Source organism: Planctellipticum variicoloris, from assembly GCF_030622045.1.
In the GTDB taxonomy this organism is placed as follows: Bacteria; Planctomycetota; Planctomycetia; order Planctomycetales; family Planctomycetaceae; genus Planctellipticum; species Planctellipticum variicoloris.
In genome coordinates, this window is record NZ_CP130886.1 from 7113810 (window position 1) to 7140260 (window position 26451).

Consider the following 26451-nt stretch of genomic DNA (forward strand, 5'->3'; position numbering starts at 1 on the left):
TCACGCAGAGATTCTGACCGGAAAGTCCCCGAGAAATGCCGCCGGAAAGGACTGTCGTGTGCGGGGTTCTCAACGATCCTGGGCGGGGGTGGCTTCGTCGTCGATCTCGGCTTCGACTTCGCCGCGGCAGATCTTTGCGAATTCGGGATCGCCGTGGAGGGACTTCAAGTCGGGATCTTCGGCCATCCAGTCGAATTCCTCGAAGCCGTGCCGGACCGAGGTTGCCAGGTCCCGAATGGCCTGATCGCGGTACTGCTTCTTTCGTCCCGCGCCGTCGGGCGTTTTGTCCATTGCCTCCATGGCCCGGCCGTACATGCAGGCCGCGTTGTAGTGGAACAGAGATTCCCGGTTGAAGTCCTTCCTCCGCTGCTCAATCAGCTCGATTCCCGACTCCACCCGGCCGGTCATGACCCGGATAATTCCCACTCCGGTCACGGCCTCGCTGCTCTGATCGTCGAGCGCGAGCGCCTTTTCGTAGTCCTGCTCGGCGTCGGCCAGCTTTTCCTGGCGGAACAGCAGATTTCCGCGTCCTGCCCAGGCTTCGGGCAACTCGGGATCGGCCTGGACGGCGAGATCGAACATTTCTCTGGCGTCGTCATAGTGCTTGTCGCGGACCTGCGTCTGGGCCTGGTAGACGTAGACGAAGGCGGGCGAACGCTGCCGCCAGGCCAGCAGACCGCGTCGGGCCGCGTCGCGCCGCGACTCCTCTTTCGACCGCCGTTCCTTGAGCAGAGCGTTCCGTGCGGCAGGTTGACTCAATTTGCCAAGCGCTTCGCACAACGCGTTGATCAAGTAGGGCTGCTCCTGCTTGTCGAGTGCGGCGATCACGGCGTCGCAGGCGGCGTCGGAGCCGATTTCGACGAGTCCCTGAATCGCGGCGGTTACGAGCTGATTGTCCTTGGCCCCCAGCGCTTCGCGCGCCAGATCCGTAAACTGCTCGTGCTCCATCTGCCGCAGCGCCTGCAGCACCAGGACCCGCTCGTGGGTGCGCATCTTCGGATACAGCTCGATCATCTTTGCTGTTGCGGCGGGGTCGGCGTACTGCCCGAGGAGCGTGATCGCGTGCTGCCGATCGCCTTTGCCTTCCAGGTGCCCCACCAGCAGGGGGATGGCGCGGGGGTCGCGCGTCCGTCCCAGCAATTGCACCATAGGTCCATCGGGGGGCGTCGTCTTCAATTGCTCCATCAGGAATTCCAGCGCCAGTCGTTCGCTGCGGATGTCGTTCCGCTGGCTCAGAATTCCGAAGGCAAAGTCCCGCAGCCCCTTGTCTTCGCTGCCGAGCGCCTGCTGCAGCAGGTCGACGACGTCCGGATGCCCGAGCTGCACCAGCGCCAGCAGCAGTTCTTTCGAGGGCTGCGTTCCCGGCGCCGTCGCCGCCTGGTACAGTTCGTTGACCCACAGCGGCCTCGGCTGGGCCGCCAGAGCCTTGAGGACCTGCTGCCGCACGGCAGGATTCTCCGACGCCAGCAGTTGCCGCAGCGCATCGTGCGAGGCCCGGAACCGCGATGCCGCCAGGGCGTCGATTGCGGCCGACGCCCGCGGTTCTCCCCCGTCGCGAATCCAGCGCGTCAGTTGCTCTGTCGCCGCCGGGTCGCCGAAGTTCCCCAGCGCCCGCACGGCGGATGCCTGCAGATCGGGATCGTCCCCCTGGGCCAGCGCGATCAGCAATGGAACGTGGTCTTCGTGCAGCCGGCTGCCGCCATGTTCCAGCGCCGCCGCCCGCGACAGCGGATGGCCGTGACGGATCTCCGCCACCAGTTCATCTTCGGGGAGGACCGTCATCAGGGACCGTAATGCGGCGGAGACCGCCTGCTGCTGCGTCTCGTGGACCCGATTGGCGGCCTGCGGCCGGCCGGAATAGTCGTTCGAGGGAAATCTTCCTCCGGCCAGCTTGGTCAGATGGAGCTCGCGGATGACTGCGGGAATCGCCGGCAGCGTCTCGCTGACGACCTGCCCGGTTCCCAGCCGCAGCGCCGAGTTCTGCAGCCAGCTCAGGAGCTGGCCATCGGGCGTTGGTGCGTTGGTGCTCCAGCCGACGACGACCCGTCCCACAGGCTCCTGCCCGAGCGCGATCAAGTCTTCCACCAGTCCGCCCGCATTCACGGTATTGAGCAGACCGCCGATGGTGTAGAGCGCCAGGCAGTTTCGCGGTCCGACCCGCTCGATCCGTCGCGAAAGCACCGCGTGCTGCAACTGATTGACGTCCAGCGTAAAGTCCTGGTCGTTCGCGCGGATTGTCGCGCGAATCGGCGGTACGTCGCTCCCCGGGCCGATGTCGCCGAAGGCCAGCCAGAGTCCGTGGCAGCCGCGCGCGGGGATCGTCCAGACTTTCGGGCCTTGCATGCCCTGCACCGGCAGATGCTGGTCGCCGTACTGAAACCCGGCATTGGCGAGCGCGGCGTTCGGAGTCGATTCCTCGCTTCCCGCGGGAATACCGGCCGCGTCGTCAATCAATACCGCGATCCGTTCGCGCGGAATGTCGATCGCGTGGTCCGTCAGGTTCAACGCCAGCAGGTGGACCGCGACAAACCGGGTTGGTCCGTCGTTCGTGTAGAAGTGTCCGAGGTGCGCCCCGTCGCAGGTCACGCGAAACTGCCCCTCCAGCTCCAGCGGTTGAACCTTTCCCTCGGGCGGACCCGACAGCCGCCGCACCTCTTCGTGCAGGCTCTGCATTGTCAGGGTGGTCCGTTCCAGTGCCGCCGCATCGGTACTGGCCTCCGTTCGCAACTCCCGTTCGACGAGAGGCGGGCGGGCGGGAACAACGGCGGGACGCGGCTGCCGACGGTCGGGCGGCGCCTCCTGCCCCAGCGAGATTCCCGTCAGGCAGACTGCGAAGACATACAGGGAAAGTAGCGGTTGGCGGAACATCCCGGAGATTCCTGCGAGACCGACCCCGCCTGCCGACGCATGAACAGACGGTCCAATCAATTCTATCGTCTGCCGCAGGCCGGGGCGCGGGTTGTCCCGGTTGTCTCCCAACTTTCTTCGGACCGGCCGGCCGCGCGTCTTTCAGTTTCCGTCGGCATCTTGCGGCAGACTTGCCGGGCGATCACACTGGCGACGTTCATACGGGCGGCGATTCCGTTCCGCGGGCGCTGATTGACTTCATTCGTAGAGAGACTTCCATGCTGCGCGGCGTCTGCTGTTTGCTTGGTCTCGCCCTCCCCGCACTCGGCCTGGCGGCGGATCCCGTCGATCCGCTCAAGGCCGGCGTGACCGACCTGTCCCAGGTCGACGATGATTTCCGCTTCCAGGGCGAATATGCCGGGCCGATCTGGTGGCAGGGGCGGTCGCAGTTTGTGGGACTCCAGGTCGTCGCGCAGGGGAACGGCGAATTCGCCGCTCTGCTCTCTCCGGGGGGACTTCCGGGCAACGGCTACCAGAGCGGTCCCCGGACGAAGCTTGCCGGAAAGCGGGACGGCGAACGGCTGACGCTGCAGGCCGAGAACCTGGCGATCGCCATCGCTCCCGGCTATGCCGCGACCGCCACTGACGCGGCCGGTCACAGTCTGGGGCAGTTGCAGCCCTGGCAGCGTTACAGTTCGACGACGGGCGCGGTTCCGCCGGCCGGGGCGATTATTCTCTTCAACGGCACCGACACCGGCGAACTGAAGAATCCCCGGATCACTGAGGACGGACTGCTCGGGATCGGCACCGAGACCAACCGGCTGTGGCGAGATTTCACGCTGCACGCCGAGTTCCGCACCCCTTACATGCCGCACGCCCGCGGCCAGGCGCGCGGCAACAGCGGGTTCTACCTGCAGCGACGGTATGAAGTGCAGGTCCTCGATTCCTTCGGCCTGGAACCGCAGTTCAACGACTCCGCGTCGCTGTACCGCACGAAAGCTCCGGATCTCAACATGACGTTTCCGCCGCTCTCGTGGCAGACTTACGACATTCAGTTCACGGCTGCCAGATTTGATGAGTCCGGAGCGAAGGTCGCCCCGGCCCGGATCACCGTCTGGCACAACGGCGTGCCGGTCCAGTCGAACTATGAGATCCCGAACAAGACCGGCGCCGGCAAGGCCGAGGGTCCGGAAGCGATGCCGATCCTGCTGCAGGACCACGGCAACGCGGTCCACTTCCGCAACGTCTGGATCGTCGATCACTCCGCAACGCCAGCACCGGCGGCAGTCGCCAGTTGCGTCTGCCCTGCCGAACCTTTGACGCGTCGCGAAGCCCGTCAGCTCCGCCGCGGCCGGTAACGAAGATTTCTCGCGGAGGCGCAGAGGCCGCAGAGAAGACGGAAGATAGAAGAGTTCACGCAACGAAGAACGCGACGACGCGACGCAGAGGGATCGATTTATGACGAGTACTGATAGTCCTCCGGCTCTGGCGATCCGCGATCCGCGAAGAGCGATCAGCCCTTCTTTCTCTGGCTATTCGCTACTCGCTATTCGCTACTCGCTTCTGGCAACGCTCTGCATGTCCACCGCTGCCCGCGCTCAGGACATGCCCCTTTCGCAGGTGCTGCTGGACGGAGCCGGGTGGCAGCTCGTCAGCGAGGGGCACAAATTCACTGAGGGGCCGGCGCCAGACGCACACGGAAATGTGTTCTTCGTCGATGTCCCGGAGAGCAAGATCTTCCGGATCGACGCCGAGACCGCCAAAGTCACGATCTTCGTCGAAGGTTCCGGGAAGGCCAGCGGGCTGATGTTCGGCCCGGAAGGGCGGCTGTATGCCTGTCAGAGCGAGACGAAACAGGTCGTCTGGTATGACACGGACGGCAAGGAGCACGTGCTCGCCCAAGAGATCCCCGTGAACGACCTGGTGGTCGATCGGCAGGGAGGCGTTTACGTCACGGACATGGGCGGCAAGCAGGTCTGGTACGTCTCGCCCCAGGGAGAAAAGCGGGTCGTCGCGAGCGGCTTTACGCCCAATGGCCTCATACTCTGGCCGGACGGCGGCACGCTCGTCGTCGCCGACTGGGACGAGCCCAACCTGCGGACGTTTCGTGTCGAGGGCGATGGCAGCCTGAAGTTCGGCGACAAGTACTATGGCCCGCTGCAGATCCCCTCGGGACAGTCCAAGCCGGGCTCGGACGGCCTGACGTTCGACGACAACGGCCGACTGTATGTCTGCACGCACGCCGGGCTGCAGATGTTCGATCCGACCGGGCGTCTCGGCGGCGCGATTGCCAAGCCGCAGAACAAATTTCTCTCCAACGTCGCGTTCGGCGGTAAGAACTTCGACACGCTGTATGTGACGTGTTCCGACAAGGTCTATTCGCGGAAGACTAAGGTTCGCGGCACGCCGTATATTCTGCCGACGCCGAAGGCGGAGAGCGGCAAGTAGAGTCGACGCCGGAGAAGTGGAAGAAAGCGGCCGGCGCAGCCGGCCTAACAAGGGAGCCCCGTCCCGCGCATGTACCTTGCCAATCCGTGGGGCCTGCTGGGCCTGCTCGCCCTTCCCGCGATCATCGTGCTGCACCTCTACCAGCGGCGATTTCCCGCGCTGGTCGTCGCGGGACTGCATCTCTGGGCCGACGAAGACCACGTCCCCACGTCGGGCCGGCGACGGGATCGACTCCCCCTCTCGGCGTCACTCTTCCTGGAGCTCCTTGCCGCGCTCGCGGCGACGCTCGGTCTGGTTGACCTGCGGTTTGGCGATCTCGGCCGGGCCGTCCATCAGATCGTGATCCTGGACGACTCGGCGTCGATGTCGGCTGTCGGGTCCGACGGACAGACGTTTCGCGAACGGGCGCTCGCCGGGCTGGAGAAACGTCGGCAGGAGTTGCCGTACCGCAGCGTCTGGACGGTTCTGCTCACCGGCCGGCGGCCCACGATGCTGGCCGGTCCCGCCATCCGCTGGAGCGAGGTCGCGACCGCTCTGGAGCGGTGGAATCCCGCTGCTCCGCGACACGATTTCGGACCCGCCTGGGACCTGGGGGCGCAACTCGCCGGCGACAACGCCCGGCTGCTGTTCCTGACCGACCGGCTGCCAGATCCGGACGCTCCCGTCCCCGCGAAGCTGGAGATTGTGGCGATTGGAGAAGCCCGGCCGAATCTCGGCATCTCGGCCGCCGAGTGGCTTCGAGACGGACATGGATCGAGCCTCTTTCTGCGGCTGCAGAACCATCACTCCGCCAGCGCGACGACCACCGTGCGGGGCGTGGCGGGTGAGATGGCGTTATTTCAACGCGAAGTCGCCGTCCCCGCGGAAGGATCCGTCTCATTGCAGGTCCCGCTGCAGACCGCCGCCGCGATCGTTCGCGTCGAGTTGAGTGCTTCGGACGACGCCCTGCCGCTCGACAGCCGCGTCGAACTGGTTCGCCCTCGACCTCGCATCGTGCCGGTTGCCGTGACCGTCGCCGAGCCTGTCGCCGTCCAGAAACTCCAGGCTGGACTGCAGGCGATTCCGGACGTCGAGCTCGTGGAGCAGAATTCTGCCCGGCTGATGTTCGCGCCGGCGGAGGCTGGCCCGTCGGTCGCTGGAACCACATGGTGGGTGGGCGTCGGCCCGTTGCCCGACATTACCGATGCGCCCGCCGAGCCGCTGGACCTGACCGGCCCGTTCGTGCTGGAACGGAATCATCCGTTGCTGCAAGGCGTCACGCTGCAGGGAGTCCTCTGGGCTGGCGTCCGGCCGATGACGCTGCCGGCAACCCCGCTGATTACCTGCGGCGATCACCTGCTGTTCGGAGAACTCGACGGAGCGGCCGCGCCGGCGTGGCTGCTCAATCTCGATCTGGCGCGAACCAATCTGGCGGAGAGTCTCGACTGGCCGATCCTGTTGACAAACCTCGTGGAGGCCCGGCGGGAGAGCCTGCCGGGACTGCGCCGCTGGAATTATCGTCTGGGTGAAGACGTCCGCTTTCGACTGTTCGAGGGAGGCAGCGAATCGGAGCCCGCCCGCAGCCGCGCGCTCATCTTGCGACAAGGAGAGACTCAACGTCCGCTGGTCCGGAGCGCCGTCGTCGACCTGCCTGCACTGAGCGATGTCGGCCTCTATGAGCTTCGCGATGGCGATCGGTTGTACGATTCGTTTGCGGTCAATTTCTTCGACGCGATCGAGTCCGACCTGCGGCAGCTTGGGTCGGGACATCGCTCCCCGGCCGATGCCGAAGATGTCGGTTTCTTCCCCGTCGATCAGCCGCTGACGTGGTGGCTTCTTACCGCCCTGATCCTCACCCTGGCCGCCATGCTGCTCGACTGGCGGGTGCTCAGGCAGTAGGTTGAGAACGGCAATCAACTTCGAACCCGACTACGCCTCTCTGGAATCCTCGCCGCATGGAGTCTTTCGTCCGACTCGCCGGATTTCTTGGCGTTCTGCTGGTCATGGCCAGTTGGGAGCTGATCGCCCCTCGGCGAACCCTGACGGTCGGAAAGGGCTGGCGCTGGTCGACGAATCTGGTTCTGACGGTCATCAATACCGTCGCAGCCCGGCTGCTGATCCCCTTGTCCGCAGCCGGCCTGGCAGAACAGGCGGCGGAACGCGGATGGGGAATACTGAACCTGATCGACTTGCCGTTCGCGATCGAGCTGATGCTTTCGGTCGTCGCGCTGGATCTGGCGATCTTCGGTCAGCACGTGCTCTTCCATGCGGCGCCGTGGCTCTGGCGGGTGCATCGCGTGCATCATGCGGACCTCGACTGCGACGCCTCGACTGGCCTGCGCTTCCACACGCTCGAAATCCTGTTGTCCTCGCTGTTCAAACTGGGGCTCGTGCTGCTGATCGGTCCGCCGGTGTGGGGCGTGATCGCCTTTGAGGTGGTGCTCAATGCCACGTCCATCTTCAGCCACAGCAATGTCTGGCTGCCGGCGTGGTGCGACCGCGGTCTGCGCTGGCTGATCGTCACGCCGGACATGCACCGGGTTCATCATTCGGAAGTTCCCGCCGAGACCAACAGCAACTTCGGCTTCAACCTGTCCTGCTGGGATCGGCTGTTCCGCACCTATCGCGATCAGCCGGCCGCCGGGCATGATGCGGCGACCATCGGTCTGCCGTGGCCGCGCGACGAAGCCACCTGCTGCAGATTGCCCGGAATCCTGCGCCTGCCGTTCCGCAATCCGCCACCGTCTTGATCTGCGATCGTCGCCGGATCATACGCCGAGGAACTCGTTCGCGAGCGCGCGGACTTCGGCCACGTCCTGATGAAGCTGCGATGTCAGCTCCCCGACGCTGGCGAACTTGCGGACTTCGCGGACGCGCGACAGGAAATCGACGGTCAGTTCCTGGCCGTAGAGATCGCCGTCGAAGTCCAGCAGGTGAATCTCCACTTTGAGCCGGTCTTCGCCGAACGTCGGATTGGGACCGATATGAATCGCCGCCGGATAGCGGACTCCGCGGTATTCGCACAGCCCCGCGTGAACGCCCGGTCCGGGGACGAGCGTCGTCGCTTCCACCAGATTCGCGGTGGGAAAGCCGATCGTCCGGCCGCGCTGCGCTCCCGACCCAACCCGGCCGGACAGCCGGTAGGGATGGCCGAGCAGGTTGACGGCGTCGGAGGTGTCGCCCGCCTGCAGCAGCGAGCGGATCACGCTCGACGAAACCCACTGGTCGCCGACTGTGACGGGAGAAATCACATCCAGCGACATCTGGCGGGACTGGCACATCGCCCGGAGCGTAGTGATATTCCCGGCTCGGTGTCGGCCGAAAAAAAAGTTCGGTCCCTCGACCAGTCCGCGTGCGCCCAATCGCCCGACGATCACCCGTTCGAAGAACTCGTCCGCCGTCAGTTCCAGCAAGGCCCGATCGGTCGGCAGCGCGAGCAGTCCCGTCACGCCGTGGCGACTGAGCAGCTCGGCCCGATGCGGCAGCGTGGTCAACGGAGGGGGCGCGAGTTCCGGCCGGAGCAACTGCACCGGATGGGGATCGAACGTCACGACGAGGGTGGCAGAACCGCTGGCGGCCGCCCGCGCCACCAGCGTGCGGGCCATTTCCTGATGGCCCCGATGGACGCCGTCGAAGTTCCCGATCGAGACGAAACCGCCGCGCCACGGACCGGCGTCGTCGAGGGAGCGAATCAATTGCATGGCTCACCGCCCCGTCCGCTCATACCGGTTCTTCGACCATGAACAGCGCCAGGCTGGCGGTGAAGCCGTGGATGTAGTTCTTCCCGCTCACCGGTCCCAGTTCCCCCTGGGCGAACATTCCTGCCAGCGGGAGCGGGCCGAGCCGGTCCTGCACGGCGCCGGCGTCGTGGTTGGGCTCCGGGAACATCCGGGTCCCGCGGCCGTTGCAGGTGAACAGCAATCCGCCTTCGGCGCGGGCGGGGGCGCGCTGCTGAAACTGCTCGAGCAACTGCGTCAGGTCTTCATCGGCGGTCGCGGCGTCGCGCAGATGAAACTGCACGGTCTGGCCCAGTCGGACCAGGTTACTGACCGCGACCGCTCCGGTGTCGCGATCGGCTCCCAGGACGTTCGAAATCAGAAAATCGCCGCGCTGGAACGTGTCGCGGTACTCGCTCATGGCGACGCCGAGAAAAACGCCCTGCTCGAAGAGCTGCTGGTCGCGGGCGCTGAGGCCGGGAAACATCTCCTGCAATCGTTCGAGGGCGGTTTTGCCTCCCAGCTCGAAGATAATGTTCCGATCAGCGCGAGTCACGACGTAGGGCTGACCGATCGGTCGACAGCCCTGCGAGACGATCGTCTGCACCTGGGGTCCGCCGCGCAGAACGACGCCGATCGCCCCGGTTTCCACAGTCTGCTCATTGAGGAACAGGCGATTGGCGCCCGGCCCGCCGCCGCTGGCCATGCCCCCAATCACCGGCACGCCGGGCAGCTCGTCGCCGAACACGTCGAGCAGCGAGGTGGGGATCGACGAGTAGGGTTCGGCGACCATCAGGATCGCGCGGGTTTCGTCGTGGTGCTCGGCCAGCCCTTCCGGCACGCCCGAGCAGACCATGCCGTCCGGCGTTTCTTCAAACTCGACGGCGAACGTGGTCAGCACGGACCCGGGGAGCGCGGCGCTCCAGACAGACAGGGCCGGCTGGTTCTCCAGTTCCCGATCGCCGCCGATGATCGCCTCGCCGGTGCAGCCCAGCAGCAGGCGCGTCCCGGTCAGCTCGCGAATCGCCGGGCCGATCTCTCCAAAGCGGGCGGCGTGATGGTGCGAAATGAAGACAAACGTCAGATCGGGCGGCGCGGCCGCGAACGCTGCGCGAATCGGCTGACAGGCTTCGGCAAGCGCCTGCGAGAAATCGGGCTGCGCGGAACAGCCGGCGGCGATGGCCATATCGATGTCATATCCGTGGGGAGGTCGCCGGGCCGGTGCAACCGGCCCGGCGGGAAGGCAGGAACTCCAACCGAGGCTAACCCGGCGTGCGGTCCGCATTCAACCGAATGGGGTGTTCAGACGGGTTCGTCCGGGAAATCGAAGTCCATGCTCGGAGCTTCACGTCCCGCCTCTTCGGACGGCCGGGACATCGCGGCCAGTTCTTCAGGACTGATGCTTCGCACCAGGACCCGCGTCCCGCGAACCGCCACAATCCGGACCGGCTCGTGCTGCTCGACGACGAGTCCTTCCGTGAATGCATGCAGTCGATTTCCATCGATGGTCACCATCCCCCCGGGATTCAGGGCCGACAACGCGTTGCCGATCCGGCCGACAAACCGCTCCAGCCGGGCGGTTTCGTCGGCGAACGGTTCTAGTCGCTCCGGTGCAGGAGCTTCGAGCAGCACCCGCTTTCCGAACCGCGTCTGCGGCAGCACTCGGAAGGCGCCGATCAGGGTTGACGGAACCAGGACCATCAGCGTCGCCGCAAACAGCCAGAAGACGCGGGGCTGGCTGCGGCCCCAGGCGCTCCAGGCGTAGATGATCGCGCCAATCAGCAGTGCCACTGTGATCGTTCCGAGGATGCCGCCGGAGGGAATGAAAACCTCCGCCAGGAGCAGCAGCAATCCGACGATCAGCAGCGCGATCGCCAGCCACGCATACGTACCCATGACAACTCCGCACGAACCACAATCGGGCGTCGGCCGGACCGGCCCCCCGACACCCACGCTGCAGTGTAGCCCAATCGGAGGCCGGAGCAACTGCCGGACCGACGCGAGGCGCGCAATCGAAGACGGTTCCACTCACTCGCTTCGCGTGTTTTCCGCGGGTATACTGCTGTTTCGGCGGTCGTTGCGCGGCGCCGGTCCTGTCTCGCTGAATCCTCTGCTCAAGTCTCGGCATCCGGTCGAAGGACAATCCGTCTATGGCAGTATTTCTGGGGATCGACGTCGGCACCAGCGGCACCAAGACGCTGGCCATGCGTGAGGACGGTACTATCCTGGCGTCGGCCACGTCGACGTACGGTCTGTCGAGCCCGCAGCCGGGCTGGTCCGAGCAGGATCCCGCCGACTGGTGGGACGCCACCATCACCAGCGTCAAGAAGGTTCTCAAAGCCGGCAAGATCAAGCCCGAGGAGGTGGCGGGGATCGGCCTCAGCGGCCAGATGCACGGCAGCGTCTTCCTCGACAAGCAGAAGCACGTCATCCGCCCGGCGATTCTCTGGAACGACCAGCGGACTGCCGCCGAGTGCGCCGACATCGAAAAGAAGGCCGGCGGACGCGAAAAGCTGATCCAGCTCGTCGCCAACCCCGCGCTGACCGGCTTTACCGCCCCCAAAATCCTCTGGCTGCGCAAGCACGAGCCGAAGCACTACGACAAAACGACGCAGATTCTGCTTCCCAAAGACTACGTCCGGTTCTGCCTGACGGGCGAGTTTGCGACCGAGGTCAGCGACGCCTCCGGGACGCTGCTGCTGGACGTCCGCAACCGGGTCTGGTCGAAGCCGCTGCTGGAGAAGCTCGATATCAGCGGCAGCCTCCTCCCCAAAGTCTATGAATCCGAAGAAGTCAGCGGCCAGCTCTCGGAAGCCGCGGCCAAACTGCTCGGCCTGAAAAAGGGCGTTCCGGTCGTCGGCGGCGGCGGGGACCAGGCAGCCGGGGCGATCGGCAACGGCATCGTCAAGCGGGGCGTGATCTCGGCGACGATGGGAACCAGCGGCGTCGTGTTCGCCCACAGCGACGAAGTGCAGATCGATCCCCAGGGGCGGGTCCACACGTTCTGCCACGCGGTCCGCGACAAATGGCATGTGATGGGGGTCGTCCTCTCCGCAGGGGGCAGCCTGCAGTGGCTCCGCAATCAGTTGGCCCAGGCGGAAATCGCCGCCGCCAAGCGGTTGAAAACCGATCCGTACAACCTGATGACCGAAGAAGCCGCCGAGGCCCCTGCGGGCTGCGAAGGACTGTTCTTCCTGCCGTATCTGACCGGGGAGCGGACGCCGCACGCCGACCCCAACGCCCGCGGGGCATGGATCGGGTTGAGTCTGCGCCACGGCCGGGCGCACCTGATCCGCTCGGTAATGGAAGGGGCTACCTACGCGATGCGCGACAGCCTCGAAATCATCAACGAACTCAAAATCCCCATCCGCGAAATCCGCCTGTCGGGCGGCGGCGCCCGGAGCGACTTCTGGCGGCAGATGCAGGCGGACGTCTACGGCCGGCGAGTGGTGACGATCAACGCCGAGGAGGGTCCCGCCTACGGCGTGGCGCTCCTGGCCGCGGCGGGAACCGGCCATTACAAGAGCGTGGTCGAGGCCTGCACCGCGGCGATCAAGGTGGTCAGCAGCACCGACCCTCAGGCGGAGGCCAAGCGGGTCTATACGAAGTCCTACCCGCTCTACGGCCGGCTGTACAAGTCGCTGAAGGCCGACTACGCCGAACTGGCCCGTCTGGTGGCGGAAGTTTAGCGAGTCGTCAGTGGTCCGTCGTCAGTGGTCAGTGGTGAAACGCGGCACACGAGGTCGTCTTCACTGACTGACCGCTGGCTTTCGATATTCCGCCTTCGTCATTCGACGTTTCTTGCCGCTGCATCGTTGCGCGAAATCTTCTCTTTGCCGATGGGCCGATTACTCCGGCAACGCCTTGCCCTTTGTCTCGGGCAGGAACGGGAGCACGAACAGGCCGAGCAGGAAGATAGTCGACATCGTCACCCCGGCGTAGCGCAATGCCTGATCCGGGGAATCGGTCATCGAGCGGAAACCCGATTCCAGATAAGTCTTGACGAGCGGCCCGAGGGCGGCGACGAACCGCCCGACGTTGTAGCAGAAGCTGGTCCCGGTCGAGCGCAGCCGCGTCGGGAACAGCTCCGGGAAGTAAATCGCATAGCCGGCGAACAGCGAGAGCTGGCAGAAGCCCATCAGCGGGACCATCACCCAGACCTGCCAGAAGTCCTCAAGGAACCAGAAGACGCAGACCGTCGTGACGTAGGCGGAGATCAGCGCGAGGACGAACGTCGGCTTGCGGCCGATCCGCTGCGACAGAGCCCCGAAGCCGAACATGCCGAAGAAGGCCCCGACGTTGATCGCCATCGACGCATAACTGCGCCAGGCAGAGACTTGCCCGTTGATCTTGCCGTCGATGGAGGCCTTGACCTCCTTCGACTCCTTGCTCAGAGCTTCGAGCTTCTTCGGATCTCCCAGGGAGTCGCGCAACTCGGTGATCATCGCGACCGCCGCGTCGTCGCCGCTCTTTTGGGCTTCGGCAATTCTCTCCGCGTAGACCTGCGCCGTCACCGGCTTCCGCTGGACGTAACCGATCAGGTCCATCGTGAAGAAGCCGACCGACCAGAGGCCGATGATCCCGGAACAGCCGAGGAGCAGTCCGAGCAGCGCGTGTTTCCGCAGCAGCGGATCGCGGAAGAGTTCCGCGTAGGACCCCATCTGCTTCTTCACGGCGTCGTCGTGCTTGGCCTTCTGCCACTGTTCCGGTTCCTTCAGATTCCGGCGAACCACCAGGGCCAGCAGGGCCGGCAGGGCGCCGATCAGGAACATGATCCGCCAGGGGCTGGTGGTCATTCCCTGTTCTTCGGCGAGGCCCAGCCCCAGGTTGATGAAGGCGGCGCTGAGATTGCCGATCGCCGACAGCGCCTGCAGCAATCCGAGGGTATAGGGTCGCGCGTGGCTGGGCATCACCTCGGCGACGAGCGAAACCCCGACGGCAAATTCGCCCCCGACTCCCAACCCGGTCAGGAACCGGTAGAAGGCAAAGTCCCAGGGGCCGGTGGAAAACGAGCTGAGTCCGGTGAAGAGCGAGTACAGCAGAATCGTGATCATCATCGTCTTGGCGCGGCCGATGCGGTCGCCCAGCATGCCGAAGATCAATCCGCCGAAGGCCCAGCCGGCAATGAAGATCGACGTGGCGATATCCCCGGCGGAACTGCGGGCGATATCGAGTTTGGGTCCGGTGAGTTCGGTTGTTTCGGGAATCAGTTCCCGCATGGCGGCAGGGCGGGCGAGGATAAACAACTGCTGGTCCAGGCAGTCGAACAGCCAGCCCAGTGCGGCGACCAGCAGCACGAACCAGTGGTAGCGGGTCATCAGCCGCCACCAGGGGCCGGTGCTGGAGTCGGAGGACTTGTCTGACGAAAACTCTTCCAGACCGTGCATGCCGAAGGCCCCCGGAAAACTGACGATGGTGCAGGTTGGGCACCAATACACCCGAATCCGGGGCCGGTCGCAAGCCCCGCGAGCGGGTGAAATGCCCGCGCGGCGAATTTGGCCCAACCCCCGAAACAACGGGATATGGCGATTGCGTCCAGCGGCATCCCTCCGCACAATCGAGCCCGGACACTGTGAACTCCCCGCCGATCTCCCTCCTAGCGGATCCCTTCCCGATGACCGAGCCTGCCCCGAAACTCGCGCGCCAGCCTTCGACCTTCGGCCTCTGGATGGCGCTGACCGCCGCTCTGCTGGGCTGGATGTTTGACGGCGCCGAGATGGGCCTGTTCTCCATGGTCGGCAACGCCGCCGTCGAAAACCTGCTGCTGAACGCCGCAGACATCGACCCCGCCGCCGTCGAAACCGACGAACTGCTCGCGCAGAAGACCGAGGTCAAGAAGGTCGCAGGGCGCTGGTTCGGCATCATCATCGCCACCTTCCTGGTCGGAGCCGCGACGGGAGGGGTGGTGTTCGGGTGGCTGGGCGACCGGATCGGTCGCGTCCGGGCGATGAGCCTGAGCGTCCTGGTCTACGCGCTGTTCACGGGCGTCTGCGGCCTGTCGCGGACCGTCGAAGAGCTGGCCGTCTTGCGTTTCATCGCTTCGCTCGGAATGGGTGGCGAGTGGGCGCTCGGCGTCGCACTCGTCATGGAAGTCTGGCCGAACAAGTCGCGGGCCTTCATGGCCGGCCTGATCGGCGCCGCAGCCAACGTCGGCTACCTGGTGGTCGGCGTGGTCGGCCTGGGACTCGATGCTCTGTTGAAAGATCAGATCCCCGGCTGGCTGGGAGGGATTGGCCTCTCGACGGAGACCATCGCAACTCTGACGGCTTATAAGGGCTGGCGGCTGATGATGATGATGGGAACCACCCCGGCCCTGCTGACGTTTCTGATCCGGCTGTTCGTGCCGGAGTCGCAGAAGTGGGAAGATGAGAATGCGACCGGCAGCACGTCCCACTGGGCGACCAGCGACCTGCTCGGAGTGCTGATCGGGGGTATCGGAGCTGCTACGCTGATCGTCGCCTGGGCGCCGTCGTTTTCCTTGCCCGGAGTGGGGGCCTTTGTGCTGCCGCTGCCGCTGAAACTGCTGGCCACCGTCCTGGGCGTGACCGTGGCGTACTTCGGCTACACGTTCCCGGTCAAACAGTATCTGAGCCGCGCCTTCCGCGTCAGCGGAGGCGGCGCCGCCGAAACCAAGAAAACGCTGCGGCTGATGGTCCTCGGAGCACTCCTGAGCGGCGTCGCGCTGCTGGGCACCTGGGGATCGACGCAGTGGGCTCCCAAGTGGGCCGGCGAGATCACGAACAACGAGTTCCAGTCCCGCGAGTGGACGCAGATCGCGCTGGCGGCCGGGGCCTGCCTGGGAACGATCGTCGCGGCGCTGATGGGAGACTGGTTCGGCCGCCGGGCCGCCTACTTCATGCTCTGCGTACTGGCGCTGGCCTCGGCCGAGTTCCTGTACTACTTCAACAGTCAGTACGACACGCTCTTTCTGGTGTCGTCATTCATGGCGGGCGCATGCACGGCATCGTTTTATGGCTGGCTGCCGCTTTATCTGCCGGAGCTGTTCAGCACCCGCGTGCGCGCGACGGGACAGGGGTTCGCCTTCAACTTCGGTCGAATTCTGGCGGCCGTCGGCGCGCTGCAGACCGGTGTCCTGATGGACGCCTTCGGCGGCAGTCTTCCCAAAGCCGGCATGATGATGAGCATGATCTACGTGGTCGGCATGGTCGCCATCTGGTTCGCCCCGGAAACGCGCGGCAAACCGCTGCCGGAATAGTCGAGGGACGAGAGTCCGGAGTCGAGAGCCAGAGACGAAGCCGGAACCGCATTTCTTCTCTGTCGATCGACACGAACTCGGTTTCGTCAGTCAATCGCTTCTCTGGCAATGAGGACGCGAAGATGACTGTCCAAAGCGAGGCGAGGACATGCCCCAAAGTCCTGCCTGGGGCGGCCAGAGTCATCGCCCCACGGCGTCAGCCCAGGATGACCGAGCCGTCAGCAACTGACTGGCAACCCCCGGCAACGTCGTGAACGATTTCAGGCGGCGATGTTTTCGAGTTTCTGTCGCTCCTGAGCGGTCATGGTCCGGAGTTCGGGATCGCCGAGGGGTTTCTTGTCGGGATTCGGGGGCGCCAACCCGAATGATTCACCCTGCTCCAATGCAAAGGCCTCACGCGGCGTAGAAGGTGTTGTCAGATCAGCACTTCAACGCCACAAGGAGACCGGGGGTGAGTTGACAGGGTTTGCTGCCGTTTGCCCTCGATTTCCTCCCCCGAAAACCGATCGAAATCGAGGGCTCCCGGGCGCAGCTCACCGGTGAGGCTGGTTCAATCGTCGTCGCGAGGATCCGCTGGGCGAGCGGTTCGCCACGACGTGGCGTCAGCGACTGATCAAGGCGGCGGAGATCATGGTCAGCACCCGCCGGGTGGCAGTCCGGTTGAGCGCGAGCTGGCCGTCTGCGGACGCGTACCGCCGAATTTCGCAGGCGGTGCTGGCCTGGCCGCGCAGCTCCTGACGCCTTCTCCCGTCGTGCTGCCACAGACCCGACATCGCTATTCGACGCTTCCGGGGAAGGGGGGCGTTCTGCGCGCCGCCCGGCGCAGATCGCCGTTCGACCGCCGCTTACTCTCAGGCCGAGCCGACGTCGGAACGACGAGCTGATTGATGAATCATGCGGGCTATTCCCATTCAACTTGATCGCCAGATCGGCGAGCTCGTGAACGTCTTTGGCGTCGAGCGTCATCGGGTAGGCCCTGGGTTTGTCCTGGGCCGCGACTTGTGCGGCGACGCCCGGGAGGACGGCCAGGGCGATCAAGAGGATGCGTCGCATGGTTCCGACTCCTGACGTTGAAGTGATTCAGAGCGCGAGCTCCCCCCGCCCCGGGGCCGGCTTTGGAATTAAAGTCCTTGATCCGCAACGGAATTCGGCCGGCAAGTGATATCCCCACACAGCCTCCCTGGCGATTGCCGCGAGGAACGGGGCCGAGGGGACCTTGCGAGTTTCGCCGGGCGTTGGCGTGGGCAGACCTGCGCATGGGGATGACCTGCCGGCCGCTTGAGTTCCGGCTTTTTTCCGACGGACCGGAGAATTCGCGAAATTGGAGCCGCGGACGATATCCGAATGGTTCTTACGAACAGACCCGAATTCGAGCTTCCCTGATCGAAGATCGCGAGTCATGTCGGAGTGACGGCAGTGGCTGATCGCTGCAACGTCTGCGAACCTTCAATAGGATCGCCGAAGCACGTCCAGATACGATCGCGGCGACTCGACGACCCCGCGGCAGAAGCGGCACTCGAACACGCGCAGCGTCTGGACCTTTGCATCGCCAGTCAGCGGCTTCTTTCCCTGAAACGCAAGAGCGAAACATCGGCGGCAATGCGGGCAATATCGCAGCCAGGAAACGATGGCGTACTTCGAACCGTCCGCGACGAATCTCATCAGCCGTCCGTCCCGCAAAACGGATCGCCCGGCAGTTCCAACGGATTGCCGGCCCCCGGATCCGGGACAGGACCATTCTACAGATCAGGCTCGATAGCGGGCCATCATCTGGCGCTCAAGTCCAAGCATTTCTGAGTCCGCTATGCCCTCTTGAATTCATCGTGGTCGGACCGCATCGATTCCATCCAGGCCTCCATGTTCGGAAACAGCACGGTACGCGGCCAGCGGGGATCTGTTTCCCGATGCCAGGTGAGATGGACCTCGGCCATTCGTTCGGTTCCCCCCCGGATCGCAAACAGGGCATCGTCGCAGTCCTGTCGACGAGCGACAGCCATGACGGGCGCGCCGAACAGAACGTGGCCGGGAACCAGTTCCCGCTGCAGCTCGGCCGCAAACTCCGGAGCCGATTCCGCATGCCACGGCTCAAGAAATTGTCCGGCCGAATCCATCCTCCATCCCTCTGAACTGCGGACGCCGGCCAGATCTGAGTTTCAACGAGGCTCTTCGAATCCCGCTTGCATTTGAAGATACACGCCGACAAATCGGGCATGAATCCGGGGAAACAGCAGTTTTCTGGCGGTGGCCGTCGATCACCGTTCCCGACGACGAGACTACTTTGTGTCTGACGTCGCTCGCGGCCGAACGGAGACAATCAGTTCGGCGTTGATCGCATTCGCCAGACGTTCCAGCGTTTCGACGGTGGGGTTCCCCTGGCCGCGCTCCAGCCGGGAGTAGTTGCCGCTGTTCATGTGCATGGCGTCGGCGACTTCTTTCGCCGACTTTCCGGAAGAGACGCGCAGTTCCCGCAACAGCTTCAGGACGTCTCCCAGCTTCACGGGTAGCTGCACCAGTTCCCGCAGCATCTGTCGACTCTCGGCGGCGGTCGCGTCCCGTTCCGCTTCCGCCTCTTTCCAAGACTGCTGCAGACGGACGGCCCGATCGGCCGGCAGCTTTCCGATGACTCGCTTTCCCAGGCGTTTCGCCATCATTTGTCGATCCTGAAGGCGGTGATCGGGTAGAGCGTCACGCCGTCGTCCAGCCATTCATAGACGACGTCGATAATCGATCCGTCAATTGCGAAGCCCGTCTGAACTCTCCGGCTCGATGTTCGGCTCCGACGCTCCGGGCCGAGCGGGTTTTCGAGGGCATGCTCGACGTCTTCGGGTGTCAGATCGTGCCGAGCGATGTGATCAACATTGCTCTGATCTTCGCTGTCGGCATCGTCCGGAAAAACCCAGAACACGTCGAACCACGTCATCGCAGTCCCTCTGCCGGAGATTGTCAAATAATATAGTGTGCTGTCATTAAAGACAATTGGTGATCCGGAAGATTCTGCGGCGGTCACTGAAAGTCTCGACCGCGACGCGCACGCCGGACCAGACGAAGACGCCACTTCCCAGCTCAAATCCCCGCCCCGGCATCGACGGAAAACGGAAACGTCGCGTCCATATCGAGCGCCGGCTCCGCCACCGTGCATTGCCCGACGACGCGCGCCGGGACGCCCGCCACCGTCGTGTGGGGCGGGACATCTCTGAGCACCACGCTGCCGGCGGCGACCTTGGCTCCCATCCCGACCTCGATGTTCCCCAGAATCTTGGCGCCCGCGCCGATGAGGACGCCGCGGCGGACCTTCGGGTGCCGGTCGCCCCGCTCTTTGCCCGTGCCCCCGAGCGTGACTTCGTGCAGCAGCGAGACGTGGTCTTCGACAACCGCGGTCTCGCCGATCACAACGCCCGTCGCATGGTCGATGATCACCCCCTGGCCGATCCGGGCCGCCGGGTGGATGTCGACGCCGAACACTTCCGAAACCCGATTCTGCAGATGCGCCGCCAGGGCGTGCCGTTCGCGGCTCCAGAGGGCGTGAGCGACCCGGTGCGTCTGCAGCGAGTGAAAGCCTTTGTAGTACAAGAACGGCTGCGCATAGCCACGCGCCGCGGGGTCGCGCGTCCGCGCCGCGAGGAGATCGGCGCGGATCGAATTGCGAATGGAGCCATCGTCGGCCAGCGCGTCGTAAATCAGATCGCGCAGCAGGATTGCCGGCAGTTCGGCAGACTGCAGCTTGTTCGCCAGAATCACGCTGAGCCCCTCCTCCAGGGTCGCGTGTCTCAGCACAGCGGCGTACAGGAAGCTCACCAGTAAGGGCTCCCGTTCGGCCTCCTCCCGGGCTTCGGATTGAATCTGCCTCCAGATCGGATCATCGCCGCTGGCAACAAGGTCTTCGGTCAGATCGTCCATCACGGAGTTCCGTCAGCCTGGAGTCGTCGGGGACGAGCAGCTCTCGTCTGAACGCCGCCGCAGTCTACGCAGCCTGAACGCGGCCCGCCAGAAATCACCGCCGCATGTCCCGGCGGCTTGTGATGTCGCAGCCGTCGGCGACGCCATTCGTGTACGCGGGTGGTGCATCTCTGCATTGCAGCACAGTGGCGTTGCCGAAAGACAACGCGTGAGTGTGTCCGGGAGCCTGTCTCCAGCATGAGATTTCCGGGAATCCATCAAGATGTTGCTGTTCGACCCGAGGGAACGTGTCGTACAATTTCTGATTGCCGGTGGCGTTCGTCACTTGGGTCAGACGCGCGCCGACGGCGTTGCAGCGTTCGTATTACCATCAGCCCTGATCGGGGTTCCCCGCGTATGGCAGTCCAGTTTTCGACGTTTGCGGTCGGCGGATTTCCGCTCAGCCGCTCTCTTCTGGCGGTCTGGCTGATCGCGTCCGTCGTTGCCGTTCCAGCCGCCGTCGAGGCCCAGTCCCGTGGTCCGGTCGCCCGCGGCAAGAAGAAGCCCCCCGAGCCGGCGCCAGCCATTCCCGTCCGCAAAGTGGTGATCGCCAAGGTCGACCCGGCGACGCGCAAAGCGGCCCAGGCCTCGGCCGCAAAGATCGACCAGCTCGTCGACCAGAGTCTGCGGAAGCACAAAGTCGAGCCGAATCCGCTCTGCAGCGACGAAGCCTTCGCCCGCCGGGCCTACCTGGACATCACCGGAGCGATTCCGACCTATCAGGAAGTGCAGCGATTTCTCGTCGCCAAGGACGCGGACAAGCGAGCCCGTCTGATCGACAACCTGCTCAATACCGACGGCTACGCGAGCCACTACTACAACTTCTGGGCCGACATCCTCCGCCTGAATGAGCGTCTGACGAACAACGCTCCCGGCCGGCCGTACTGCGAATGGGTCCGCGAGTCGCTGGAGACGAACAAGCCTTACGACAAGTTCGTTTCGGAGATGCTCACGGCGGAGGGGAAGGTGTGGGAGAATCCCGCGGCCGGGTACATCATCCGCGACTCGGGCATGCCCCTCGATGCGATGAACAACACGGTGCGGATTTTCCTCGGGACGCAGATCGGCTGCGCCCAGTGCCACAATCATCCGTTCGACCGCTGGACTCAGAAAGAGTTCTACGAAATGGCCGCCTTCACCTTCGGCACGCAGACGCGCCGCGGGGCAGGCGACAAGATGTTCGGCGGCGGCAACGTCGTCGCCCGGCTGCGGGACGACCTCAAGAAAATCGACGACAAATTCGACGGCGGCGGCAAGTACAACCGCTTCCTGCAGGGGAATCTCGTCGAAGTCTACGACAACGGCGCCAGCGTCCGGCTGCCACACGACTATCAGTACGACGACGGCAAACCCAAAGCGGTCGTCGCCCCGAAGACGATCTTCGATCCCCCGGCGGTGATCAATAAAGGGGAGACGCCCCGTGTCGCCTTTGCCCGCTGGCTGACCTCGAAGGAGAATCCGCGGTTCGCAAAGACGATCGCCAACCGGCTCTGGCGCGAGCTGTTTGGCATCGGTCAGATCGAACCGGTCGACGACATCAAGGACGAATCGGTCGCCGAGAATCCAGAGCTTCTCCAGTTCCTGACCGCCGAGATGATCCGCCTCGATTTCGACACCAAGGAATACCTCCGCATCCTGCTGAATACGAAGGCGTATCAGCGCGAGGCGACCAGCGAGCAGGTCACTCCTGGCGAAGAGTACCACTTCCCCGGTCCGGTACTCCGCCGGATGTCTCCCGAGGAAGTCTGGGACTCGTTCGTCACGCTCGCCGTGTTTGACTTGAAGGACTATCAGCCCGAACCCGCCAAGGTCCTCACGAAGCTCGTCGACCTCGATTTGAAAACCGCCACGGCGGAGCAGATCATGAAGCGGGACGAGGAATTGCGCGACGCAACCAGCGCCAAGATCCGGAACGCCCGCACCAAGTCCTATACCTACAAAGGGACCCTGCTGGTCCGCGCCGCCGATCTGCCGGCCCCGATGCCTCCCGGACACTTCCTGCGGCAGTTCGGCCAGTCGGATCGCGAAACGATCGAGGGAAACACCACCGACGGAGCAGTGCCGCAGGTGCTGCAGATGTTCAACGGCCCGATCACCCACATGCTGCTCGATCCCAAGTCGCTGCTGTTCAAGAACGTCGTTTCCGAAGAGAAGCCCGACGAGCGCGTGAACGTGATCTTCCTCAGCATTCTCAGCCGTCGGCCGACGCCGGACGAAAAACAGATTGCCCTCGCCGAGATCCGCGAGCACGGCCCCGCCGGCTACGGCAACGTGATCTGGGCTCTGGTCAATACCCGCGAGTTCCTGTTCATCCAGTAGCCGCTCACCACACATTCCCTGCGCATTCAGCCGACTCCGTCAGGACTTCATAATGCTTCGCGGCCTGCGTCAGCTCGATTCACTCAATCGCCGCCGGTTCCTCGAACACACCGCCCGGGCCATGCTCGGCGTCAGCGTGCTTCCGGCGTTCGCCCGCGCGGCCGAGGAGAAGGCGGTCAAGCCGAACCCGCCCGGCGGCAACACGGCGAAGAACGTCATCTACCTCTATATGGGAGGGGCGATGACGCATCTGGACACGTTCGACCTCAAGCCCGGCCGTGATGTGCAGGGGGAGACGAAGGGGATCGCCACGAAGGTCGCGGGGATGCAGTTCGGGGAGCGTCTGCCCGAGCTGGCGAAGCTGGCTGACAAGCTGGCGGTCGTCCGCTCGCTGCACACGGAGACGGCGGACCACGAGCAGGGGCGGTATCTGCTGCGGACGAGCTACAAGGAAATCGCCACGATCCGGCATCCGGGAATGGGCGCCTGGGCGATCAAGCTCAAAGGGGCCCGCGACAAATCGCTGCCGGACAACGTACTGATCGGGCCCGAAGGACGCCATCCGGGCGCGGGGTTTCTGGAACCGAGCATGACGCCGGTGCCGATCGGCGATCCCATCGCCGGCCTGCAGAACACCAAGCAGCCCGAGTACCTGACTGAGGCGTCGTTCGGCAAGCGTCTGGAACTGATTGACAAGTTCGACAGCGGCTTCCGCAAGAAGTATCCGCAGAAACAGGTCGAGGCCTACTCCGAGTTCTACCGCCAGGCGACCGAGCTGATGTCGAGCTCGGACCTGAAGGCGTTCGACCTCAACCAGGAGAAGGACAAGGAGCGCGACGCCTATGGGCGGGACCGCTTCGGCCAGGGTTGCATGCTGGCCCGCCGGCTGGTCGAGCACGACGTCCGATTCGTCGAAGTCTCGCTCGACGGCTGGGATATGCACACCGACATTTACGAGGCCGGCAAGCTGCCGGAGAAGGCCGCCAATCTCGACCGCGCCCTGTCGGCCCTGCTGACGGATCTCGAAGCCCGCGGCCTGCTCAAAACGACGCTGGTCGTGCTGGGGACCGAGTTCGGCCGGACCCCCAAAATCAATCCGAACGGCGGGCGCGACCACCACCCGGGCGTCTTCAGCGGACTGCTCGCCGGCGGCGGCATCAAGGGCGGCCGTCACTGGGGAACTTCGGATGAAGACGGCTTCCGCCCCGCAGACGACGGCGTCACCGTCGGCGACTTCAACGCCACCATCGCCTGGTCCATGGGCCTGCCGTTGAACCTGGAGGTCTTCTCCAAATCAGGCCGACCGTTTAAGGTCGCCCACGACGGAAAGCCGCTGGTGAAGCTGTTTTCGTAAACGCGGCGGCGAGCCGCGCTCGGGTTGTTTTCGTCTGCCACTGCTGAACCCTCCGCGGGTCAGCAGTGCTTCACATCAGCGAGGCGACCCGGCGTCCGATGCCCCATCCCATTCGATCCGCTCGAACAGCCGTCGCAGCTTCTCGCCGCGCGCCGGATTCGTACTTGCCACGTGGCTGATCTTCCCCAGCAGATGGCTGCAGAATTCGGCGTGGCCGGCGCGGTTCTGGCTGGCTGGACCGAAACGCATGCAGTTGTGCAGCGTGGCCCGCAGTGCGTCGTAGTCCTCGCGCGGCACGTTCAGGCGCTCGTTGAGGATCAGCCCCGCCGCCTGCTGCCGCTGACCGGCGGGCATCGTTCGGACTTTTCGGGCGCGGATCTGAAAACCTTCGTCCAGGACGATCGCCAGCGCCAGCACTCGAAACCGGGGCAGACTTCGCGCGAAGTCCCGGCCTCCCGAAAACACCAGATCGTCCGCATACCGCGTGTAGCGTGCACCGGCCTCCCGCGCCAGCCCCGTGAGCCGGCAGTCGAGACGAAAGGCGATCAGATTGGCCAGGGCAGGCGACGTCGGCGCTCCCTGCGGCAGATGGGGCGTCCCGGCGACGAGCCGGAGCTCCTCATAGGTCGCTTCCCCCAGAAAATCGCGAGCAGAGTCGATCACACCCCGCGGCGCCGCATTTGTGCAGAGTGCGGACAGCAACAATGCGATGTGATCCGGATAACCGAGCGTACGAAAGACGGCCGCGACCCGTGGTCGACGGAGGCTCGGAAAGAAATGCTGCAGGTCGGCCCGCCACACCACGGCCTGACCGACGTGAGGCGCAAGACACGTCGCCACGGACCGACCGCGACGGAAGGCATGCGCCGCCGGATGGACCGGGACGCGATCGAGGATCTCGTGCAGAATCTGCCGCTGCAGCGCCTTGAGACGGGGCTTGGGGGATTCGATCAGCCGGGCGCGCCGGCCCGGTCGAGTCAGCCACACATAGCGGTAGTTGCGAGCAGACTCCGTCTGTCGTCGCAGTTCCCACGAGTTCGGATCCGCCAGCCAGTCGCACTCGCTGACCGTCAGCCCGAGCCAATCGGCTACCTGGCCGGTCGTGGTGAGCGCGGGGACCGACCATTCGCGAAACCGGGCCAGACCGGGCGTCATCACCGCCGGTCCGCAGGCCGGAAGGTCGACCGTCACCGGTTGCCGACGACGCCTGAGCCACTCGATCAGCGTCAAATCCTGCCGAAGCATGCGCTGCAGTTCCAGGACGCCGGGCGGAGCGGAGAAGCGTCGAGTCAGAGTTCGACAAAGCGGCGGCGCCCAGTGCAGCCGCAGCCGCCGTCCCAGAGCCCTCCGGGTTCGATCCAGCAGGGCCTCTGCGGTCCAGTCGCCGGCAAGCAGGGCCAGGGCCATCTGACGGAAGAAGTCCTGGCGGGTCCGTGCGGCCATGTAGGGCGCTTTTCAGCGGAGATTCTGGAAGCCAAGAAGCAGCGAGCGACCGCGCGTCTCCACCAGGTCTTGTGCCGCCTGAGCAGTTCACCGCAGTCGCGGTGTGGGGCTCAGGCCCGGAAACGGTCAGGTGACGAACGAGCCGCGGGGTTTCCCCGCGGCGGCAGGAGGCCGCCCTTGCGGAATCGATCTCTCTGCCAGACTGAAGACGCGCGGCGCTCGGAAGCATCGTCGCCGGAGCGTGTGTTCAGAGTCAAGAGACTCCCTGCGTCCTGAAAAATCGGCCCGCAATGAACCGCCAGTCCCAAGACGCTGCCTCTGGACTTCCCCACGTTTTGTGGGCGCTCGAAATAGATCGCATCCTGAACCGTGACGAGAGCATTGACTGTCCGCGAAGCGTCGCACGGATACGGCAGAGTTCAAACGGGAAGCCGTGGAACTGGTGAAGCAGCAGCGGCTGTCGGTCGCGGAAGCGGCCCGTCGGCCGGATGCGCATGCCAATCTGCTGCGTCAGTGATGATGCAAAGCGTCTCGTCCGGCTCATTGCTTCAACGAGTGGTACTCCGCCGGGCCGGCCGGCCACCGCAGCGTGAAGTTCATCGAAAACGCAAGCCGGTGAAACTCGCCGCGGTGCGGCGTTACGGAATGCCAGACGTAGGCGGGGAAGATCAGCATCAGGCCCGGCCGCGGAATGACCTTGACGTGATCGCGATGACAAACGGCGGTCAGGTTGGCATTGAAGCGCGGATCGTGGAGCACCAGCACTCCGTCGCCGGGCTCGAAGTAGTCTTCGCCGTCGGCCGGCTGGATCGGCGGTCGATCGGAATCCGCCGTGCGGGCATAATAAATCCCGATCAGATCAGCGGGGTGATTGTGCACAATCGTGCCCTCCCCGCGGCCCACGCGATTGCTGAACAGCAGCAGATCGAGCCCCTCCGGTCCCGCGATCCCCTCGGCCTCCAGCCAGTGCTTCACCCCTGTGAGGAACATCGACCGGAGCTGTTCGATCGCCGGGACGCGGTCCGCCAGACGCAGCAGATTCAGCGCGTCGGGGTGCGTGTTGAACCTGTCGTCGAGCTCCGGCCGGCGCTCAAACAGATCGCAGAGCTCCGCATTCAGCGGGCCGGTGTCCGGGAATTGGATGGTCGCCACCCGCGTCGGAAAAAAGGCATAGTCCGTCACTTCCATCTGCC

General features: G+C 64.7%; 22 protein-coding genes. 9 read left to right on the forward strand and 13 right to left on the reverse strand.

The window, feature by feature from the left end; translation table 11 throughout:
• Nucleotides 1–69 precede the first annotated feature (69 nt).
• Nucleotides 70–2868, reverse strand: a complete 2799-nt coding sequence (locus tag SH412_RS27905) for a HEAT repeat domain-containing protein (protein ID WP_336521322.1) — start codon at nucleotides 2866–2868, stop codon at nucleotides 70–72.
• Between the two features lie 257 nt (nucleotides 2869–3125).
• On the opposite strand from SH412_RS27905, the gene SH412_RS27910 reads away from it, so the two are divergent.
• The 4 genes from SH412_RS27910 (at nucleotide 3126) to SH412_RS27925 (ending at nucleotide 8024) form a co-directional block, all read left to right on the forward strand.
• On the forward strand, nucleotides 3126–4205 hold the full coding sequence (locus SH412_RS27910) for a 3-keto-disaccharide hydrolase (RefSeq protein WP_336521323.1): 1080 nt from the start codon (nucleotides 3126–3128) through the stop codon (nucleotides 4203–4205).
• Nucleotides 4206–4425: 220 nt separating this feature from the next.
• Nucleotides 4426–5295 carry an SMP-30/gluconolactonase/LRE family protein gene (locus SH412_RS27915; protein WP_336521324.1) on the forward strand — a complete coding sequence of 290 codons (870 nt, stop codon included), beginning with the start codon at nucleotides 4426–4428 and terminating at the stop codon, nucleotides 5293–5295.
• 69 nt (nucleotides 5296–5364) lie between these two features.
• A complete protein-coding gene (locus SH412_RS27920) occupies nucleotides 5365–7173 on the forward strand; it encodes a BatA domain-containing protein (RefSeq protein ID WP_336521325.1) in 1809 nt (602 codons plus the stop codon).
• Nucleotides 7174–7229: 56 nt separating this feature from the next.
• A complete protein-coding gene (locus SH412_RS27925; RefSeq protein ID WP_336521326.1) occupies nucleotides 7230–8024 on the forward strand; it encodes a sterol desaturase family protein in 795 nt (264 codons plus the stop codon).
• An 18-nt stretch (nucleotides 8025–8042) separates the two neighbouring features.
• On the opposite strand, the gene SH412_RS27930 is transcribed toward SH412_RS27925, so the two are convergent.
• From SH412_RS27930 to SH412_RS27940, 3 genes are all read right to left on the reverse strand, one after another.
• Nucleotides 8043–8975, reverse strand: a complete 933-nt coding sequence (locus SH412_RS27930; RefSeq protein WP_336521327.1) for a bifunctional riboflavin kinase/FAD synthetase — start codon at nucleotides 8973–8975, stop codon at nucleotides 8043–8045.
• A gap of 19 nt (nucleotides 8976–8994) precedes the next feature.
• The gene (locus SH412_RS27935) at nucleotides 8995–10176 is read right to left on the reverse strand and encodes an FIST signal transduction protein (RefSeq protein ID WP_336521328.1); all 1182 of its coding nucleotides are present in this window, start codon (nucleotides 10174–10176) and stop codon (nucleotides 8995–8997) included.
• Between the two features lie 116 nt (nucleotides 10177–10292).
• A complete protein-coding gene (locus tag SH412_RS27940) occupies nucleotides 10293–10886 on the reverse strand; it encodes an NfeD family protein (protein WP_336521329.1) in 594 nt (197 codons plus the stop codon).
• Nucleotides 10887–11140: 254 nt separating this feature from the next.
• Here SH412_RS27940 and xylB point away from each other — a divergent pair, with 254 nt between their 5' ends.
• Nucleotides 11141–12679: a xylulokinase gene (xylB, locus tag SH412_RS27945; RefSeq protein ID WP_336521330.1), complete on the forward strand. Its 1539-nt coding sequence runs from the start codon at nucleotides 11141–11143 to the stop codon at nucleotides 12677–12679.
• 159 nt (nucleotides 12680–12838) lie between these two features.
• Here the strand turns inward: xylB and SH412_RS27950 are convergent, their stop codons facing one another.
• Nucleotides 12839–14428 carry an MFS transporter gene (locus SH412_RS27950; RefSeq protein ID WP_336521331.1) on the reverse strand — a complete coding sequence of 530 codons (1590 nt, stop codon included), beginning with the start codon at nucleotides 14426–14428 and terminating at the stop codon, nucleotides 12839–12841.
• Between the two features lie 176 nt (nucleotides 14429–14604).
• Here SH412_RS27950 and SH412_RS27955 point away from each other — a divergent pair, with 176 nt between their 5' ends.
• Entirely contained in the window at nucleotides 14605–16206 is a 1602-nt protein-coding gene (locus SH412_RS27955) for an MFS transporter (protein ID WP_336521332.1), read from the forward strand.
• A 602-nt stretch (nucleotides 16207–16808) separates the two neighbouring features.
• Here SH412_RS27955 and SH412_RS27960 read toward each other — a convergent pair.
• The 6 genes from SH412_RS27960 to cysE all read right to left on the reverse strand — a co-directional run bounded on the left by SH412_RS27960 (nucleotide 16809) and on the right by cysE (nucleotide 20103).
• Nucleotides 16809–16979 (reverse strand): hypothetical protein, encoded by a 171-nt coding sequence (locus SH412_RS27960; RefSeq protein ID WP_336521333.1) that lies wholly within the window; start codon nucleotides 16977–16979, stop codon nucleotides 16809–16811.
• Nucleotides 16980–17652: 673 nt separating this feature from the next.
• The gene (locus SH412_RS27965) at nucleotides 17653–17868 is read right to left on the reverse strand and encodes a hypothetical protein (RefSeq protein WP_336521334.1); all 216 of its coding nucleotides are present in this window, start codon (nucleotides 17866–17868) and stop codon (nucleotides 17653–17655) included.
• A 140-nt stretch (nucleotides 17869–18008) separates the two neighbouring features.
• The gene (locus SH412_RS27970) at nucleotides 18009–18317 is read right to left on the reverse strand and encodes a hypothetical protein (protein WP_336521335.1); all 309 of its coding nucleotides are present in this window, start codon (nucleotides 18315–18317) and stop codon (nucleotides 18009–18011) included.
• A 162-nt stretch (nucleotides 18318–18479) separates the two neighbouring features.
• Nucleotides 18480–18857, reverse strand: a complete 378-nt coding sequence (locus SH412_RS27975) for a helix-turn-helix domain-containing protein (RefSeq protein WP_336521336.1) — start codon at nucleotides 18855–18857, stop codon at nucleotides 18480–18482.
• The gene (locus SH412_RS27980) at nucleotides 18854–19126 is read right to left on the reverse strand and encodes a hypothetical protein (protein WP_336521337.1); all 273 of its coding nucleotides are present in this window, start codon (nucleotides 19124–19126) and stop codon (nucleotides 18854–18856) included. The genes SH412_RS27975 and SH412_RS27980 overlap by 4 nt, the downstream gene beginning before the upstream one ends.
• A 143-nt stretch (nucleotides 19127–19269) precedes the next feature.
• On the reverse strand, nucleotides 19270–20103 hold the full coding sequence (cysE, locus tag SH412_RS27985; protein ID WP_336521338.1) for a serine O-acetyltransferase: 834 nt from the start codon (nucleotides 20101–20103) through the stop codon (nucleotides 19270–19272).
• A 396-nt stretch (nucleotides 20104–20499) separates the two neighbouring features.
• Between cysE and SH412_RS27990 the strand changes: the two genes are divergently transcribed.
• Together SH412_RS27990 and SH412_RS27995 are read left to right on the forward strand one after the other, a co-directional pair.
• Nucleotides 20500–22461, forward strand: a complete 1962-nt coding sequence (locus tag SH412_RS27990) for a DUF1549 and DUF1553 domain-containing protein (protein WP_336521339.1) — start codon at nucleotides 20500–20502, stop codon at nucleotides 22459–22461.
• A 52-nt stretch (nucleotides 22462–22513) separates the two neighbouring features.
• Nucleotides 22514–23815 carry a DUF1501 domain-containing protein gene (locus SH412_RS27995; RefSeq protein WP_336521340.1) on the forward strand — a complete coding sequence of 434 codons (1302 nt, stop codon included), beginning with the start codon at nucleotides 22514–22516 and terminating at the stop codon, nucleotides 23813–23815.
• Between the two features lie 75 nt (nucleotides 23816–23890).
• On the opposite strand, the gene SH412_RS28000 is transcribed toward SH412_RS27995, so the two are convergent.
• Nucleotides 23891–25258 carry a reverse transcriptase family protein gene (locus tag SH412_RS28000; RefSeq protein WP_336521341.1) on the reverse strand — a complete coding sequence of 456 codons (1368 nt, stop codon included), beginning with the start codon at nucleotides 25256–25258 and terminating at the stop codon, nucleotides 23891–23893.
• A 385-nt stretch (nucleotides 25259–25643) separates the two neighbouring features.
• Between SH412_RS28000 and SH412_RS28770 the strand changes: the two genes are divergently transcribed.
• Complete coding sequence (locus SH412_RS28770; protein WP_419555835.1) at nucleotides 25644–25775, forward strand: transposase; 132 nt, start codon at nucleotides 25644–25646, stop codon at nucleotides 25773–25775.
• Between the two features lie 23 nt (nucleotides 25776–25798).
• On the opposite strand, the gene SH412_RS28005 is transcribed toward SH412_RS28770, so the two are convergent.
• Complete coding sequence (locus tag SH412_RS28005) at nucleotides 25799–26446, reverse strand: putative 2OG-Fe(II) oxygenase (protein WP_336521342.1); 648 nt, start codon at nucleotides 26444–26446, stop codon at nucleotides 25799–25801.
• Nucleotides 26447–26451 lie beyond the last annotated feature (5 nt).